The organism is Oceaniovalibus guishaninsula JLT2003 (genome assembly GCF_000299575.1).
GTDB lineage: Bacteria > Pseudomonadota > Alphaproteobacteria > Rhodobacterales > Rhodobacteraceae > Palleronia > Palleronia guishaninsula.
The window spans coordinates 149217-164623 of record NZ_AMGO01000046.1 but is presented as its reverse complement, the minus strand read 5'-3'; the positions used below and the strand labels follow the sequence as shown (position 1 = coordinate 164623).

At 68.8% G+C, this 15407-nt stretch carries 12 protein-coding genes and 1 tRNA gene; 8 read left to right on the top strand and 5 right to left on the bottom strand.

All coding sequences use genetic code 11. The features are described from left to right. The first annotated feature begins 51 nt into the window (after positions 1–51). From OCGS_RS10105 to ggpS, 4 genes are all read left to right on the top strand, one after another. Positions 52–125: transfer RNA gene (locus OCGS_RS10105), tRNA-Cys, on the top strand. A 90-nt stretch (positions 126–215) separates the two neighbouring features. Beyond that, positions 216–1331 (top strand): NAD(P)H-dependent glycerol-3-phosphate dehydrogenase, encoded by a 1116-nt coding sequence (locus OCGS_RS10100; RefSeq protein ID WP_007427143.1) that lies wholly within the window; start codon positions 216–218, stop codon positions 1329–1331. 18 nt (positions 1332–1349) lie between these two features. Then, a complete protein-coding gene (locus OCGS_RS10095) occupies positions 1350–2114 on the top strand; it encodes an HAD-IIB family hydrolase (RefSeq protein WP_007427142.1) in 765 nt (254 codons plus the stop codon). A 10-nt stretch (positions 2115–2124) separates the two neighbouring features. Then, positions 2125–3600: a glucosylglycerol-phosphate synthase gene (gene ggpS / locus OCGS_RS10090; RefSeq protein WP_007427141.1), complete on the top strand. Its 1476-nt coding sequence runs from the start codon at positions 2125–2127 to the stop codon at positions 3598–3600. Here the strand turns inward: ggpS and OCGS_RS10085 are convergent, their stop codons facing one another. Further along, positions 3601–4722, bottom strand: a complete 1122-nt coding sequence (locus tag OCGS_RS10085) for a polysaccharide biosynthesis/export family protein (RefSeq protein ID WP_040610903.1) — start codon at positions 4720–4722, stop codon at positions 3601–3603. 125 nt (positions 4723–4847) lie between these two features. Between OCGS_RS10085 and OCGS_RS10080 the strand changes: the two genes are divergently transcribed. Further along, entirely contained in the window at positions 4848–5660 is an 813-nt protein-coding gene (locus tag OCGS_RS10080; protein WP_007427139.1) for an NAD-dependent epimerase/dehydratase family protein, read from the top strand. Next, the gene (locus tag OCGS_RS10075; RefSeq protein ID WP_007427138.1) at positions 5657–6304 is read left to right on the top strand and encodes a sugar transferase; all 648 of its coding nucleotides are present in this window, start codon (positions 5657–5659) and stop codon (positions 6302–6304) included. Before OCGS_RS10080 ends, OCGS_RS10075 begins: the two co-directional genes overlap by 4 nt. Here the strand turns inward: OCGS_RS10075 and OCGS_RS10070 are convergent. The 4 genes from OCGS_RS10070 to OCGS_RS10055 all read right to left on the bottom strand — a co-directional run bounded on the left by OCGS_RS10070 (position 6264) and on the right by OCGS_RS10055 (position 12564). Then, positions 6264–6944 (bottom strand): YjbF family lipoprotein, encoded by a 681-nt coding sequence (locus OCGS_RS10070; RefSeq protein ID WP_007427137.1) that lies wholly within the window; start codon positions 6942–6944, stop codon positions 6264–6266. The genes OCGS_RS10075 and OCGS_RS10070 overlap by 41 nt on opposite strands. Next, on the bottom strand, positions 6935–9163 hold the full coding sequence (locus OCGS_RS10065) for a YjbH domain-containing protein (protein WP_007427136.1): 2229 nt from the start codon (positions 9161–9163) through the stop codon (positions 6935–6937). Before OCGS_RS10065 ends, OCGS_RS10070 begins: the two co-directional genes overlap by 10 nt. Before the next feature lie 108 nt (positions 9164–9271). Beyond that, the gene (locus tag OCGS_RS10060; RefSeq protein WP_007427135.1) at positions 9272–11224 is read right to left on the bottom strand and encodes a polysaccharide biosynthesis protein; all 1953 of its coding nucleotides are present in this window, start codon (positions 11222–11224) and stop codon (positions 9272–9274) included. A gap of 170 nt (positions 11225–11394) precedes the next feature. Next, positions 11395–12564: an NAD(P)/FAD-dependent oxidoreductase gene (locus OCGS_RS10055; protein ID WP_007427134.1), complete on the bottom strand. Its 1170-nt coding sequence runs from the start codon at positions 12562–12564 to the stop codon at positions 11395–11397. 121 nt (positions 12565–12685) lie between these two features. Between OCGS_RS10055 and OCGS_RS10050 the strand changes: the two genes are divergently transcribed. After that, on the top strand, positions 12686–13921 hold the full coding sequence (locus OCGS_RS10050; protein WP_007427133.1) for a putative DNA modification/repair radical SAM protein: 1236 nt from the start codon (positions 12686–12688) through the stop codon (positions 13919–13921). After that, on the top strand, positions 13921–15393 hold the full coding sequence (locus OCGS_RS10045) for a UdgX family uracil-DNA binding protein (protein ID WP_007427132.1): 1473 nt from the start codon (positions 13921–13923) through the stop codon (positions 15391–15393). The genes OCGS_RS10050 and OCGS_RS10045 overlap by 1 nt, the downstream gene beginning before the upstream one ends. Positions 15394–15407 lie beyond the last annotated feature (14 nt).

Genomic DNA, 15407 nt, shown 5'->3' with positions numbered 1-15407 from the left:
GCGCCTTGCGGCCCTGGTGCGGCACCGTTAAGACACGGGGCGACGCTGCGCGGCGAGTTGGCGGAGTGGTTACGCAGCGGATTGCAAATCCGTGTACACCGGTTCGATTCCGGTACTCGCCTCCAATGCCCGCAGGGGTGCCGACCGGATTTTCGCGGTCCGGCCCGTGCGCGGCACCGCGGCCCCCGGCGTCGGGGCGAAACGAACTGGACGGAATGCCTGACACCGACCCTTCGCCGCGGGCCAGACCGCAGGTCCGTCCCTATGACCGGATCGCCGTCATCGGCGCGGGTGCCTGGGGCACCGCGCTGGCCAGCGTCGCGCGCCGCGCGGGCCGCGAGGTGGCGCTTTGGGGCCGCGATGCCGATGTCGCGCGGGCCATTACGGAACGCGCGGAAAATCCCGTTTATCTGGCCGGCCTGCCCCTGCCTCCGGGCATCGCCGCCACCACCGACATGGCCGCCGCCCTGCGCGACGCGCAGGCCGTGCTGATCGTCACGCCGTCGGTCACGCTGCGCGAAATCTGCGCCGCGATGCGCCCGCATCTGCCGCAGGCCGTGCCGCTGGCCCTTTGCGCCAAGGGGATCGAGGCGCAGACCGGCCTGCTTCTGGGCGAGGTCGCGCGCGAGGAATTGCCGGGCCATCCGGTCGGCGCGCTGTCGGGGCCGACCTTCGCGCGCGAAACGGTGCTGGACCATCCCACCGCCGCGACCGTCGCCTTCGCCTTCCGCTATCGCGACCGTCTGGATCCCGCGCAAAGCCCCGCCGCGCGGCTGGCCGTCTCGCTCAGCGGGGCGACATTCCGGCCCTATATCAGCGACGATCTGGTCGGCGTGGGAATTGGCGGCGCGGTCAAGAACGTCATCGCCATTGCCTGCGGCATGATGTCGGGCGCGGGGTTCGCCGAAAACACCCGCGCCGCCCTCATCACCCGCGGCATGGACGAGATGAAGACCCTGGCCGAGGTTCTGGGCGGCCGCCGCGAAACCGTCACCGGCCTGTCGGGCGCGGGCGACCTGACGCTGACCTGTTCGTCCGCCACGTCCCGCAACATGAGCCTGGGGATGCAACTGGGCCGCGGGTTGCCGCGCGCCGAATGCTTCGACGGCGCCCCTGTCGTGGTCGAGGGCGAGGTGAACGCCATCTCGGTCGTCGATCTGGCCCGGCGCATCGGCGTCTCGCTGCCCATCTGCGAGGCGGTCCATGACGTTCTGCATCGCGGCGCCGATCTGCGGCAGACCTTCCGCGATCTGTGGTCCCGCCCGATCGAGGCCGAACCGAAGGCGATGGGCCTCTATTTCGACCACCCGTTCGGCACGCGGGTTCTATGACCGGAAAGGACGGACGGAATGGATGACGAACTGGGCGGCAAGACCTTCGTGCTGGCGACGGATCTGGACGGCACGTTCCTCGGCGGCTCGGCCGAGGATCGGCGCACGCTCTATGACTGGATCGAGGAGAACCGCGACAGTATTGGCCTTATCTTCGTCACCGGGCGCGATCCGGGCTTCATCGCCGATCTGTGCAAGGACGGCGTGCCGTGGCCCGATTACGTCGTCGGCGACGTGGGCACCACCATCGCCCGGATGCGCGACGGCATGCAATCCCCGATGCCCGAGCTGGAGGCCGAGATCGCGGCGGCCTGGGACGATGCGGGCGAACGTGTGCGCGACGCGCTGCGCGATGCACCCGGCCTGACGCTGCAATCGACCGACTTTCGCTATCGCGTCAGCTACGACCTCGATGCGGCGACCTTCGAGAGGGACGCCATCGACCGGATCGACGCGCTGGGGCTGGACCATCTGATTTCCGACAACCGCTATTTCGACGTCCTGCCGCCCGGCATCAGCAAGGGCCCCTCGCTCAAGCGGCTGGTCGCGCATCTGGGCGTGCCGCCCGACCGGGTGCTGGCCGCCGGCGACACGCTGAACGACCTGTCGATGATCGAATGCGGCCTTCCGGCCGTCGTCGTGGGCGGGGCCGAACAGGCGCTGGTCGATCGCGTCGCGCCCCTGCGCCACGTTCACATCGCTGAAGCCAGGGGCGCGGGCGGCATCATGGAAGCGATCCGCGTTCTCGACCTGCACCCCGCCCTCTGGTCCGATACCCCCTGAAGGAGCGTCCATGCCCAGCGATCTGGTCATCGTCTATCACCGCCAACCCTACGAGGAAGTCGAGGTCGACGGTCGTATCGAGTTTCGCGAGAATGCCAGCCCCAACGGCATCGTCCCGACGCTCAAGGGGTTCTTCGGGCGCGTCGATCACGGGGCCTGGGTCGCGTGGAAGCTGGCCGAGGATCCGTCCGATCCGGGCTTCGACCGCGTGGTCGAGATCGAGGACAGCTATGGCGCCTATTCCGTCAGCCGCCTGCCCCTGACCGAGGATCAGGTTCGCAGCTTCTATCATGTCACCAGCAAGGAAGCGTTCTGGCCGATCCTCCATTCCTTCAAGGAAAAATACGATTACGACCCCGTGGACTGGCCCACCTTCCGCGAAGTGAACTGGGCCTTCGCCGAAGCCGCCGCCGCCGAAGCGGCGCAGGGCGCGGTCGTCTGGGTGCACGATTACAACCTGTGGCTGGTGCCCGGCTATCTGCGCAGGCTGCGCCCCGACCTGCGGATCAGCTTCTTCCACCACACGCCGTTTCCGTCCGCCGACATGTTCAACGTCCTGCCCTGGCGGCGCGAGATCGTCGAAAGCCTGCTGGCCTGCGATGTCGTGGGCTTCCACATCCCGCGCTATGCCGCCAACTTCATCGGCGTCGTCGAAAGCCTGTTCGACGTCGATACCGCGCCCCGACAGCCGGTCAATCCCGACTTCATCGTCGATCGCGCGGCGCTCAGCGAACGGCGCGTCGCCAACTCGCTGCGATGGGGGGACCACGATGTGCGCGTTCTGGCCTCGCCGGTCGGGGTCGATGTGGATTACATCGAATCGAAGGCCGACCTGCCCGAGACCCGCGACGCCGCCGCCGCGATCCGCCGCGAACTGGGCGATTGCGCGATGATCCTGTCGGTCGGGCGCACCGACTACACCAAGGGCGGCACCGACCAGTTGATGAGCTTCGAGCGGATCCTGGACGACAATCCCGACCTGCGCGGCAAGCTGCGCTTGATGCACGTGTCGGTCAGCGCCAACCGCAACATGTCGGTCTACGAGGGCATCCAGAACCGCATCGAACAGACGGCGGGCCGGATCAACGGCCGCTTCGGCACCTTCGCGTGGCAGCCCGTGACCCTGATCAGCCGCGCCATCCCCTTCGACGAACTGGTGTCCTATTACGTCGCCGCCGACATCGCCTGGATCACGCCGCTGGCCGACGGGATGAACCTGGTCGCCAAGGAATTTGCCGCCTGCCGCACCGATGGCGACGGCGTGCTGGTGCTGTCCGAATTCGCCGGCGCCGCGATCGAGATGGGATCGGCGGTGCTGGCCAACCCGTTCTCGTATCGCTCGATGGACCGCGCGCTGCTTCAGGCGCTGGCTATGCCCGAAGAAGAACGGCGCGAACGGATGCGGCAGATGCGCGCGACGATCCGCAAATACGACATCCGCGCCTGGGCCAAGGACCAGATGGCCGGCTTCGCCGCGTCGTCCTAGCTAGCGCAGGGCGGCGGCCGTGCGGATCGTGCCGAAGCCCGCGCCGACGATGGCCAGCGCCAGTTGCAGCGATCCCACCGGGCTTTCGGTGGCCAGCACCACGTCGCCCGGCATGATCTGAAGGTTCTTGGCGCTGAACAGCCCGTCCGCCGTCGTCAGGTCGATGGAAAAGATCACCCGCGTCTCGCGCGGGCCGCGCAGGCCCGCCGCAAGCGCCTCGCGCGGGTATTCGCGCAGCACCAGGATCCCTTCGGGATCGGCGCGGGTATCGGCGATGCCGCCGATCATGCTGATCGCTTCCAGCGCGCTCAGGTCTTCCTGTGTGAAATAGACCAGATCCTCTTTGCCCGCGGCACCCAGCGCCAGGAAATAGCGCCGGTCCTCGTCCACGATGATCTTGTCGCCGCCCGTCACCAGCGTGTCCAGCGCGGGGTTCTGGTAAAGCGCCGTCAGCGACCGCGCGTAAAGGTTCGACCCGCGTTGCAGCTTGACGCGCGGGTTGCGCAGACGTTCGGACACGCCGCCGCCCAGGCTGATCGCCTCAAGCACCGAAAGGTTGCGGTCGATCAGCGGATAGCTGCCCGGCGACTTGACCCCCGACACCAGATCGACGGAATTGAGCCGTCCCTGTTCAAGCTGCAACTGCACCTGCGCGGAAGGCGAAATTTCCAGCAATTGCGTCTGGATGGCCTCGCGGGCGCGCGCGTCGCTCATCCCCGCGATACGCACCTCGCCGACATACGGGATGAACACCCGCCCCGAGGGCGAGACCGTCATCGTCCCCAGATCCGCCGACCGCTGCCCCGAATCCGTCAGCAGCGAGTTTTCCGAACTGTCCCAGAACCGGATCGTCACCCGGTCGCCCGGCGCGATAAGCTGCCCCTGCGATCCGGGCGTCTGTCGCGGCCAGCCATGCGACGGCTCGACGTTGACGGCGGGCCATGCGGCGACGGTGGGCAGCAGGCCGCGCGTCACCGGATAGAACGCATAGCCCGACTCGCCCTGCACGGCGTCGCGGCGGATCTCGCTTTCCAGCGCCGCGCCGCGCGGCAGGCTGGAACACCCGGCGACCAGCGACAAAAGCAGGATCGGCGTCATCAGGCGTGCCGCCCGTCCCCGCATCGCGATCATCCGTAACGCCCCCGTTCTCGTGCACCCGTTTGCATCGCGCCCGGTGCCGCGATACGTCCCCATGCCTATAAAGGAACCTCCGCGACAGCGCAAAGTCTGCCTTGAGCCAGAATGCCATGAAACCGCTGATCCTGATCGGGGCCTCGGGCCGCGTCGCCCGCCGTCTGCGCCGCGTCTGGTCGGCGGATGGCAGGCCGGTCGTCGCCATCGCGCGCGACGGATGCGACGCCGATCTCGCCTGGTCGCCCGGCGCGCCGCTGCCGCCGCTGCCGCAGGCCCGCGATGCCACCGCCATCGTCATGGCGGGGGTCGTGCCCGGCCCCGGCCGCGACGTGGACGCCAACGCGGCCATCGCGGTCGCCTGCCGCGACGCGGCAAGGGCGTGGGGCGCGCGCCGCATCCTCGTCCTGTCCAGTTCGGCCGTCTACGGCGCGACCGGCCCCGTTCCGGTATCCGAAGACGCCGCGCCGGCCCCCGCCAACGCCTATGGCGCGGCCAAGCTGGCGGCCGAACGGGCCGCCGCCGGGCCGGACGTGACCGCGCTGCGCCTCGCCAACGTCGCCGGCGCGTCCGAGCCGTTCCTGTCCCTCGCCACCGTCACCGATCCGCTGCTCGACCGTTTCGCCGATGGCGATGGGCCCCGCCGGTCCTTCATCGGGCCGGTGTTGCTGGCGCGCTGCCTTGCGGCCCTTGCCGGCACCGATGCGTCCCTGCCGCCCGTCCTGAACGTCGCGGCCCGCGGCAGCGTGGCGATGGCCGACATCTTCACCGCCGCGGGCCGCACAAGCCGCTGGCGCCCCGCCCCGGACGGCGCGGTCCAGCACGTCCACCTCGACGTGACCGCCTTGTCGCGCTACTGTCCCGTCCCGCACCAGGGCGCCGCCGACCTTCTGTCGCAGGCATCGGAAACGGCGGATCCGGCCCGATGACCCCCGGCAAGCGCGCGCTGGACCTGACCGTCGCCCTGCTTTTGGCGCTGCTTCTGGCGCTGCCCGTCGCCCTGCTGGCGCTGGCGCTGCTGGCAACATCGGGCCGCCCCGTCCTTTACGGATCGGAACGGATGCGCGCCCCGTCGCGGCCCTTCACCTTGTGGAAGTTCCGCACCATGCGCCCCGATCCCGCCGACAGCGGCGTCACCGGCGGCGACAAGTCGGACCGCATCACGCCGATGGGCCGGTTCCTGCGCCGCACCCGCCTGGACGAATTGCCGCAACTCTGGAACGTGCTGCGCGGCGATATCAGCTTCGTCGGACCCCGCCCGCCCCTGCGCCGCTATGTCGAGGATTTCCCAGACCTTTATGCGCATGTGCTGCAAAGCCGCCCCGGCATCACCGGCCTCGCCACCCTGCGTTTTCACCGGCACGAGGAATGGCTGCTGGCCCGGTGCCGCACCCCCGAAGAAACCGATCGCGTCTATCGCCGCCGCTGCGTGCCGCGCAAGGCCGCGCTCGATCTGCTTTACGCGCGCCACCGCACGATCTGCATCGACCTTGCGCTGATGATCGAGACGGCGACAGGCCGGCGGCTGGCCTTCAGCGGCGCACGCCGCCGCCATGCACGTCCTCGACCGTGACATAGCCGATGCCGGGACTGACGAACTGCACCGATTTGCGGATCAACCCGCCGGCTTCCACCCAATAGCGGTTGACGATCGACGCACCGGCCGCATCGGTGCAGCGTTCCTCGATCAGCGTGGCGGCATGGGCAAGGCCCGCGACGACGACCCGCTGCGCCCCGCGCGTCGCCAGATCGCAGGTCAGGCGCACCCGCTTCACCGTCTCGTCGCCGCCCAGATAGTAATAGTCCCGCACAGTGCCGCCCCGCCCCTTGCGGATGTCGTCCATCTGCCCCGACGACAGATCGTTGCCGAAGCCCGACGTGCGCACCACCTGCCCCTGCCGCAGGACCACCGTCACGCCGTCCGGCGTCACCCATGTCACCGTGTCGCGGTTGACGTTGCGCCGCACCAGCCCGGCGCTGACCTTCTTGTCGGGCACCGATACCAGCAACAGATCCTGCGGAAAGGCGCGCAACTGCGCGTCGGTCGCGGTGATCTGCGCGCCCGTGTCCTTGCCGCGCAGCGCCTGCACCTGCGCGCCGATCAGCGACACCGCCTCGCCCACGCCGCTGCCTTCGGACCCGCTTGAACAGGCCGCAAGGGTCAGCAGACCCGCCAGTGCCAGCCCCGCCGCGGTGGCCGCCTTCATCGCCATACCCGACCCCATTCGTCTTCCAAATCGGCGCGGTGCCAGTCCACGACCTTGCCGTAAAGCCGCCCCGGCACCGACAGCCGCGCGCCGCCATCGCGCGTCACCGGGCGCAGCGTCGTTCCGATGCGGCGCTGGCTGGCGCTGCCGGTGAACCAGGCCAGCGGGATACTGAACCGGATCCCCTTGTCGAACGACCCCTCGCCGAAATCCTCGGACGACACGTCCGTCTTCGTGGCGAAGGCGCCGACGGTCCAGCCGTTGGCGAAGGTGCGGTCGATGGACAGCGTCGCGCCCACGTCGCCCGCCAGATAGCGGCCGACATCCAGTTGCGCCTGATAGCCGCCGTCGAACTGGTAATAGGCCGACAGATGCCCGGTCACGACATCGTATTCGTCCACGCCGTCGCTGCCATCGGCCAGCCCCAGCCCCAGATCGGGCGCGCGCTGCTTGGCCCAGTTGACCTCGGCCCCCAGCCCCAGGCGACTGTCCACCCGCTTCCACAGAACCTCGCCCGACACGCCGGCGAACATCCGTTCCAGATAGCCGGCCGTGGCGCGCGCATAAAGGTTCTCGCCGGGGCGGAAGTAATAGGCGCCGGTCAGCCGCTCCAGCCCCGGATCGCCCTCGCGCTCGTAGATGGGCAGGCTGGTCCTGACGGCGGGCAGGTTCGAGTCGGTCTGCTCGCGGCCCGCGTCGTCCAGGTTGCCGACGACCTTCTTCGTCACCGCCCCCGCAAAGACCAGCCCCGGCACCGGCTCGTAACTGGCGGCCAGCCGCAGCCCCGCGCCGATCCGCAACGGCGCGTCCGGGTCGAAATAGCTGTTGCGGACATACGGCCCGATGGACCAGTCGAAGCGCGGAAAGACGTCGCCGTTCACGTTCGCATCGACCAGCGGCACCGCGTCGTTCAGCCCCGTCACCGCCAGAAGCTGCGCCTCGGCATCCGGCGCGTTGACCAGCGCCTCCAGATCAGACCGGCGCAGCACGATCTCGGACGCGGGCAGGCCGTCCGGCGACGGCACGATGCGGAACGTCTCGACCGAGGGGGGCATCGTCCGCGTCAGCGCCCGCGCGGTGCGGCCCACGGCCTGCGCCGCGACGTTGTAACGGCGGTTGCGGACCCGCACCGTCACCGCGTCGCCGTCCAGCGCGATGGCCTCCAGCGTGATGCCCTGCGCGTCCAGATCCTCCTCCAGCGCCTCGGTCGCGGCGGTTCTCACGCTGTCGCGTCCCACCCAGGCGGTCGTATAGGCGGCGGGCAGCGCCGCGCGGTCGGGGCGCGCGATGACGGCGCCGGGGGCCGGATCCAGCGATCCGCGCACCGGCGGACGGTTGGGATTCAGCGTCAGGTTGACGTTCACCCCCAGTTCCGACCCGTAAAGCCAGTAGGCCCCCAGCGCCAGCGACTCGTTTACGCGGTAGCTGGCACCGAAGTTGAAGTCCGATTCCCGCTCGAACAGGGCGTCCGAAGCCAGCCGTGCGTTGCCCGTCTCGACTTCATAGGCGTCCGACGAATATTCGGCCATCAGCGTCAGGCGGTCGGTCGGGCGATACATCACGCTGGCAAAGGGCGAGGCCGGACCGCGAAACCACTCGCCCGCGTTGAACTCGCCCCCCCGGCCGACGTCCGATTCCTCGCGGCCTCCGAAGGGCGATCCGATGTCGTTCAGCCCGGCGAACCGGCCCCAGCCCAGCCCCGCGCTGACCTTGACGGGGCCGATATTCTTCGTCGCCACCAGGTATTCGCCCGAAAAGAGGCCCGTACCGACGAAATCCTGCAACCCGATCTTCAGCGCCGGCAGATAGCGGCGTTCCTTCAGCAGTTGCAGCGACACGTCGAAGCTGCGGTCGTAGTAATCGTCGAATCCTTCGTAATTCAGGTCCGCGAACCGGCTGTAGCGGAAACTGCCCTGGATGCGGGGGGCGAACTGGAACGACAGCGTCGTGCGGGTGATGCCGGCAAAGCTGGCCACCGTGACGGACAGATCGCCGTCGAGCTGCCCGTCCGCCGTCGGCGTGTCCACCGCGCCGCTGACGCCGTAGAAGTTCAGCGGCGGACGGTCCACCGCCAGCGATGCGGGCAGGTCCGCCAGCCCCACTACCGCCCCGTCCTGCGGCTCGGGCGGGCGCGATTGCGGCCAGGCGGCCGTCGTCGCCAGCAAAAGGGCGACGGTGGCCGCGGGGCGCGGGGCGCGGATGCTCAGCGGGCGACGGATACGCATGGGCTTGCCCCGGTCATGGCGGGCCCGCTGCCGCGGGCGGTTGCAGTCGTGGCTCTAGCGCGGCGGGCACGGCGCGGCAACAGCCCACCGTCCCGCGACGCGCGCAAGTCAGACCCCCAGCGCCAGCGTGGCCTGCTCGTGCGCGTCGGCATAGCCTTCGACCCAGCGGCAGGCGACGCGCAGCGCCGCGGCCTCGTCGCCCGAGGACAGCGCCTCGCGCAGCGACCGGATGGCCGTTGCGACCTCGATCTCGCTCAGATGCGCCTCGTGCGCGCAGAAGATCTTCTCGTGCGCGGTGGTCAGATGCCCCTCGCCGATGATCAGCTCCTCATGCAGCTTCTCGCCCGGACGCAGGCCGGTCTCGATCACCTCGATGTCGCCGTCGGGATTGGCCTCGTCGCGCACGGTATAGTTGGCATCGGTGATCATCTGGTGCGCGATGTCCCAGATCCGCACGGGCTTGCCCATGTCCAGCACGAAGACCTCGCCCCCCTTGGCGAACGATCCCGCAACCAGCACCAGCCCCACCGCTTCCTCGGTGGTCATGAAATACCGCGTCACGTCGCGATGCGTTACCGTGACCGGGCCGCCGCGTTCGATCAGTTCCTGAAACAGGGGGATGACCGACCCGGACGACCCGATGACGTTGCCGAACCGCACCATGGCGAAGACCGTCTTCTGCGACCGCGCGGCCAGATCCTGCACCACCTGTTCGGCCAGCCGCTTGGACGCGCCCATGATGTTGGTGGGCCGCACCGCCTTGTCGGACGAAATCAGGATGAACCGCTCGACCCCCGCGCTCGCCGCCTCGCGCGCCAGCGTCCAGGTGCCCAGCACGTTGTTGGCCAGCCCCACCAGCGAATTGCGCTCGACCATCGGCACGTGCTTGTAGGCCGCGGCATGCAGCACCACGTCCACGTCGTGCTCGGCCAGGACACGGCGCACCAGCCGCGCTTCCGTCACCGATCCCAGCACCGGCACCAGCGTCGCGCCCATATCGGCGGCGCGCTGGCTCAGCGCGCGCTCGACCTCGTAAAGCGCAAGTTCGGACAGCTCGAAGATGACCAGCCGCTTGGGGCGGCAATCCAGCACCTGGCTGCACAGCTCCGATCCGATGGACCCGCCGCCGCCGCTGACCAGCACCGATTTGCCTTCCAGCATCTCGCGGCCCTGATGGCGGCGCCGGTTCACCGGCTTGCGGCCCAGCAGCGACGCGGTGCGCACCGGCACGAATTTCTCGATCAGCGCTTCCTCGCCGATCAGTTGCGCGAAAGATGGCAGCGCCTGAACCTCGAGCCCCGCCTTCACGATCCGGCGGCTCAGTTGCAGCTGCTTGGGGTGCGACAGAGACGGCATCGCCAGAAGCACGCGGTCCACCTTGCGTTCCTGGGCGATCTTGGCGATGTCCACCGGCCGCAGCACCGGCAGGCCCGCCACCGTCAGCCCCTGCAACGTCACGCTGTCATCGACGAAGGCCACCGGGTCGATGCTCTCATGGTTGGACAGGGCCCGCGCCAGCTGCATCCCCGTGGCCCCCGCGCCATAGATCAGCACCCGGCATCGCGGGCGCTGGCGGCGGTAAAGATGCGTCAGCGCCTCCAGCATGGCGACCCGGCCGCCGGCGGCGAAGACGAAGAACATCAGCCCGAAGACGATGAACGTCCCCATGCCCAGCGCGACGCCGCCCAGGAAATGCAGCGCCACGCCAGTCGCCACGACCAGCGCCGCCATCAGCCCGATGCGTCCGAAACCCCTGGAATCGAAGCTGACCAGCCGGATGTTGGGGATCTTGAGATAGACCGAGATCACCGCCGTCATCAGAACCATCAGCGCCAGGATCAGCCATTCCTTGCCCGGCTCGCCCAGCCGTCCGACACCCAGCCCCTGCACCGCCAGCGTGAAGGCATAGGCCGCCAGCATGGTCACCGTATCGGTCAATAGGAAGAAGGCGCGCTTGGCGTCGCGGTTCAGCCGCAGGATGCGGAAGAACAACGCGTCCTGAACCCGCCCGGCCCGGCGCCGCAAGCCGGCGAATAGGCGCTTGTCGTCGTCTGGGGACATCTGCTGCCAATACTGCTCTGGTCGGCCCCTCGCGACTCGGGGGCGCGTTCGACTGTTCCTTAACAGATGCCCGCGAACATGACAGCGGCGGAAGCGTTAACCGGCCCGATCCGCGAAAAGCCGCCGATCATGATGCCGATAAGCCCCACTTTTCACCGTTTCCGCCGCCTTCAGATCACCGCCGCCTCGGCGATACCCGCGCCGGTCAGCCGCGCGGGCGTGAAGGCCGACAGATCCAGCGTCGTGAAACGCCCCGACACGATCCATTCCGCCGCCCCGCGCCCCATCGCCGGGGCCTGTTGCAGCCCGTGGCCCGAAAACCCGTTGCAAAGCATCAGGTTGGCGCAGCCCGGATGCGGCCCCAGAATGGCGTTGCGGTCCAGCGGGTTCCAGGCGTAGTGCCCCACCCAGCTTCGCGTCAGCCGGATCGCCTCGAAGGCAGGGATGCGCGCCGCCAGCACCGGCCACACCTTGTCCATCCACAGATCGGGGTCGTCCTCGAAATCGTCCGGCGCGACCGGGCCGTCGTATCGCGGCGGGCAACCGGCCATATAGGCGTCGCCGTCGCTGCGCACATGCACGCCCGATGGGTCGATGGTCAACGGCAACCGGCACGGCAGCGGCGTCGCGGCGCGAAAGACATAGGTAAAGCGCTTGCGCGGCTCGACCGGGATCGCGCAGCCGGCCATGGCGCACAAGGCCGCCGCGCGCGGCCCCGCCGCGTTCACCAGCCATCCGCAGCCGATGCTGGTGCCGTCGGCCAGCACCGCGGCACCGATCCGGCCCCCCGCCATCCGCAGCGCCGCGACCTCGCCCGTCCTGAAAACGACGCCGGCACGGCGCGCGGCCCGCCGCCAGTATTCCCACATCGCATGGCCGTCGAACCAGCCTTCGTCGCGCGGATTTTGGCTGCCCAGAACGATGCCGGTCAGGTCGAAGAACGGATACTCGGCCATGATCTCCTCGGGCGTCATCAGCCGCGTCGCCGCCCCGCAGGACCGCTGCACCGCCTGCGCGGCCCGCAACCCCGCCACCGCGCCCTCGTCGCCCGCCAGATAGAGGTATCCGAAATAATCCGTCGCGATGCGCGGCGCGGCCGGATCGTCGGTGGCTTCGGGGAAATCCGCGATCACCTCGGCCGCATAGCGCGACACCAGCACATTCGCCGCGGTCGAGAATTGCTGCCGGATGCACGAATTGGTGGCGGTGCTGGACGCATGCTCGAAGCTCGGATCGCGCTCGATCACCGCGATCCGCAGCGCCGGATCGGCCCGCGTCAAATGCCAGGCGATCGACGCCCCCATGATCCCGCCGCCGACGATCGCAATATCGACCTGCATGCCGCCCCCCGTCTGTCGCGTTAATTAGCGGCGCGCCGCCCCGTCCGGTCAAGCACGGACGGATTGCCGCAACCCGACGCCGCCCCTTGCCGCGAACCAAGGGCGAACATACTATCCGGCGATGGCCAGACCGGATCTTCAGGAAAAACTCGCGATCCTGTCGGACGCCGCGAAATACGATGCGTCCTGCGCCTCCAGCGGGTCTGACAAACGCAATTCGCGCGACGGCAAGGGGTTGGGCAGCAACGAAGGCTCGGGCATCTGCCATGCCTATGCGCCGGACGGCCGCTGCATCAGCCTGCTGAAGATCCTGATGACGAATTTCTGCATCTACGACTGCGCCTATTGCGTGAACCGCGTCAGCTCGAACGTGCGCCGCGCCCGCTTCACCCCGGACGAGGTCGTGTCGCTGACGCTGGAATTCTATCGCCGCAACTATATCGAGGGGCTGTTCCTGTCGTCGGGCATCATCCGCTCGCCCGACGCCACGATGGCCGACATGGTGCAGATTGCCCGCGACCTGCGGACGAAGCACGGCTTTCGCGGCTATATCCACCTCAAGACCATCCCCGACGCCGACCCCCTGCTGATCGAGGAAGCGGGTCGTCACGCCGACCGCCTGTCGATCAACGTCGAACTGCCGACCGATGCCAGCGTCCGCGCCTATGCCCCCGAGAAGAAGCCCGAAACGATCCGCAAGGCGATGGCCGACGTCCGCCTGACGCGCGAGGCGGCGAAGGACCGATCGCATACTGGCAAGCGTCCGCCGCGCTTCGCGCCCGCCGGGCAGTCCACGCAGATGATCGTCGGCGCCGACGGCTCGAACGACGCGGCCATCCTGGGCAACGCCACGCGCCTTTATTCCGCGTATCACCTCAAGCGCGTCTATTACTCCGCCTTCTCGCCCATTCCCGACGCCACCGCCGCGCTGCCGCTGATCCGGCCGCCACTCGAACGCGAACACCGGCTCTATCAGGCCGACTGGCTCCTGCGCTTCTACGGATTCGACCTGGCCGAGATCACCGGCGCCACCCCCGACGGCAATCTCGACCTGCATATCGACCCCAAGCTCGCCTGGGCGCTGCAAAATCGTCACCACTTCCCCGTGGACGTGAACCGCGCCGCAAGGGAACCGCTGCTGCGGGTGCCGGGTTTCGGCGTCAAGACGGTGAACCGCATCCTGGCCGCGCGGCGTCACCGCACCCTGCGATACGAGGATCTGACCCGCATGGGCGCGTCGATGAAAAAGGCCCGCAGCTTCATCTCGGCCGGCGGCTGGTCTCCGGGCGCGGCCCTCGACAGCGCGGCGCTGCGCACCCGCTTCGCTCCGCCGCCGATGCAGCTTTCGCTGTTCTGATGCCGACGGTCGCCCTGCCGAAACTGGGCACCGCCGCCGCCTGGCGCGACGCGGCCCGCGCGCTCGTCTCGGCCGACACCCCCCCCGACGACATCCTGTGGCATTACGACGGCGGCGCGGGCGATCTCTTTGCCGACGGCCCCGCCGCCCTGCCCACGCCCGACCCGGCGCTGCGCGTTCCCCGCGCCTTCGTCGATCTGGCGGGCACCGTCGCCTGGCACGCCGATCCCGAACGCTTCGCGCTGCTTTATACGCTGCTCTGGCGGTTGCGCGGCGCGCCGCATCTGATGGCCGACCGCGCCGATCCGCTGGTCGGCCGGTTGCTGGCGATGCAGAAATCCGTTCACCGCGACAAGCACAAGATGAAGGCGTTCCTGCGCTTCCGCGAGATCGACGCCGCCGCCCCGCCCCGCCGCCGCTTCGCCGCATGGTTCGAACCTCAGCACCATATCGTCGAGCCGCTGGCCCGCGGCTTCTTCTCGGACCGCTTCGGCGACATGGACTGGATCATCCTCACCCCCGACCTGACCGCCATTAGCACGGCGCAATCGCTGTCCTTCGCCGATGGCGGTGCGAAACCGCCGCTGCCCGAGGATGCGACAGAAGATCTCTGGACCACCTATTTCAGGAACATCTTCAACCCCGCCCGCCTGAAGGTGAAGGCGATGCAGGCCGAGATGCCGAAGAAATACTGGCGCAACATGCCCGAGGCCGCCCATATTCCCGCCATGATCGCGGGGGCCAGCGCCCGCGCCCGCGCCATGCAGGACGCCGCCCCAACCCTGCCGCCGGTCCGGGCCGCCCGGATCGCGGCCCGACACGCGAAGGACGATGCGATGGATCTGCTCTCCCGTATGGAAGGCGACATGCCCGAAGACCGCGCCGACTTCCTGCGCCGCCTGCAAGGCTGCACCCGATGCGACCTGCATGCCAATGCCACGCAGGCGGTGCCGGGCGAAGGTCCGCACGACGCGCCGCTGATGGTCGTGGGCGAACAACCCGGCGATCAGGAAGATTTGCAGGGCCGCCCCTTCGTCGGTCCCGCCGGCCAGCTTTTCGACAGGCTCGCGGACGAGGCCGGGTTCGACCGCGGCGGCGCCTACGTCACCAATGCCGTCAAGCATTTCAAGTTTCAACCGCGCGGCAAGCGCCGCATCCACCAGCGTCCCGACATGGGCGAAATCACCGCCTGCCGCTGGTGGCTGGACATCGAACGCCAGATGATCCGCCCCCGCCTGATCCTGGCGATGGGCGCCACCGCCGTTGGATCGCTGACCGGCACCGGCGCCGGCATCCTCAAGCGGCGCGGCACGATCGAGGCGACGGAGGACGGCACGCCCGTCTTTATCACCCTGCATCCCAGCTATCTGCTGCGCGTCCCCGACGCTTCCGCGAAAGAGGCCGCCATGCAGGATTTCCGCAGCGACCTTGCCGCCGCACAGGCGCATCTGGAAGAACTGCTCGCGGCTTGACGCCCGACAGGAAA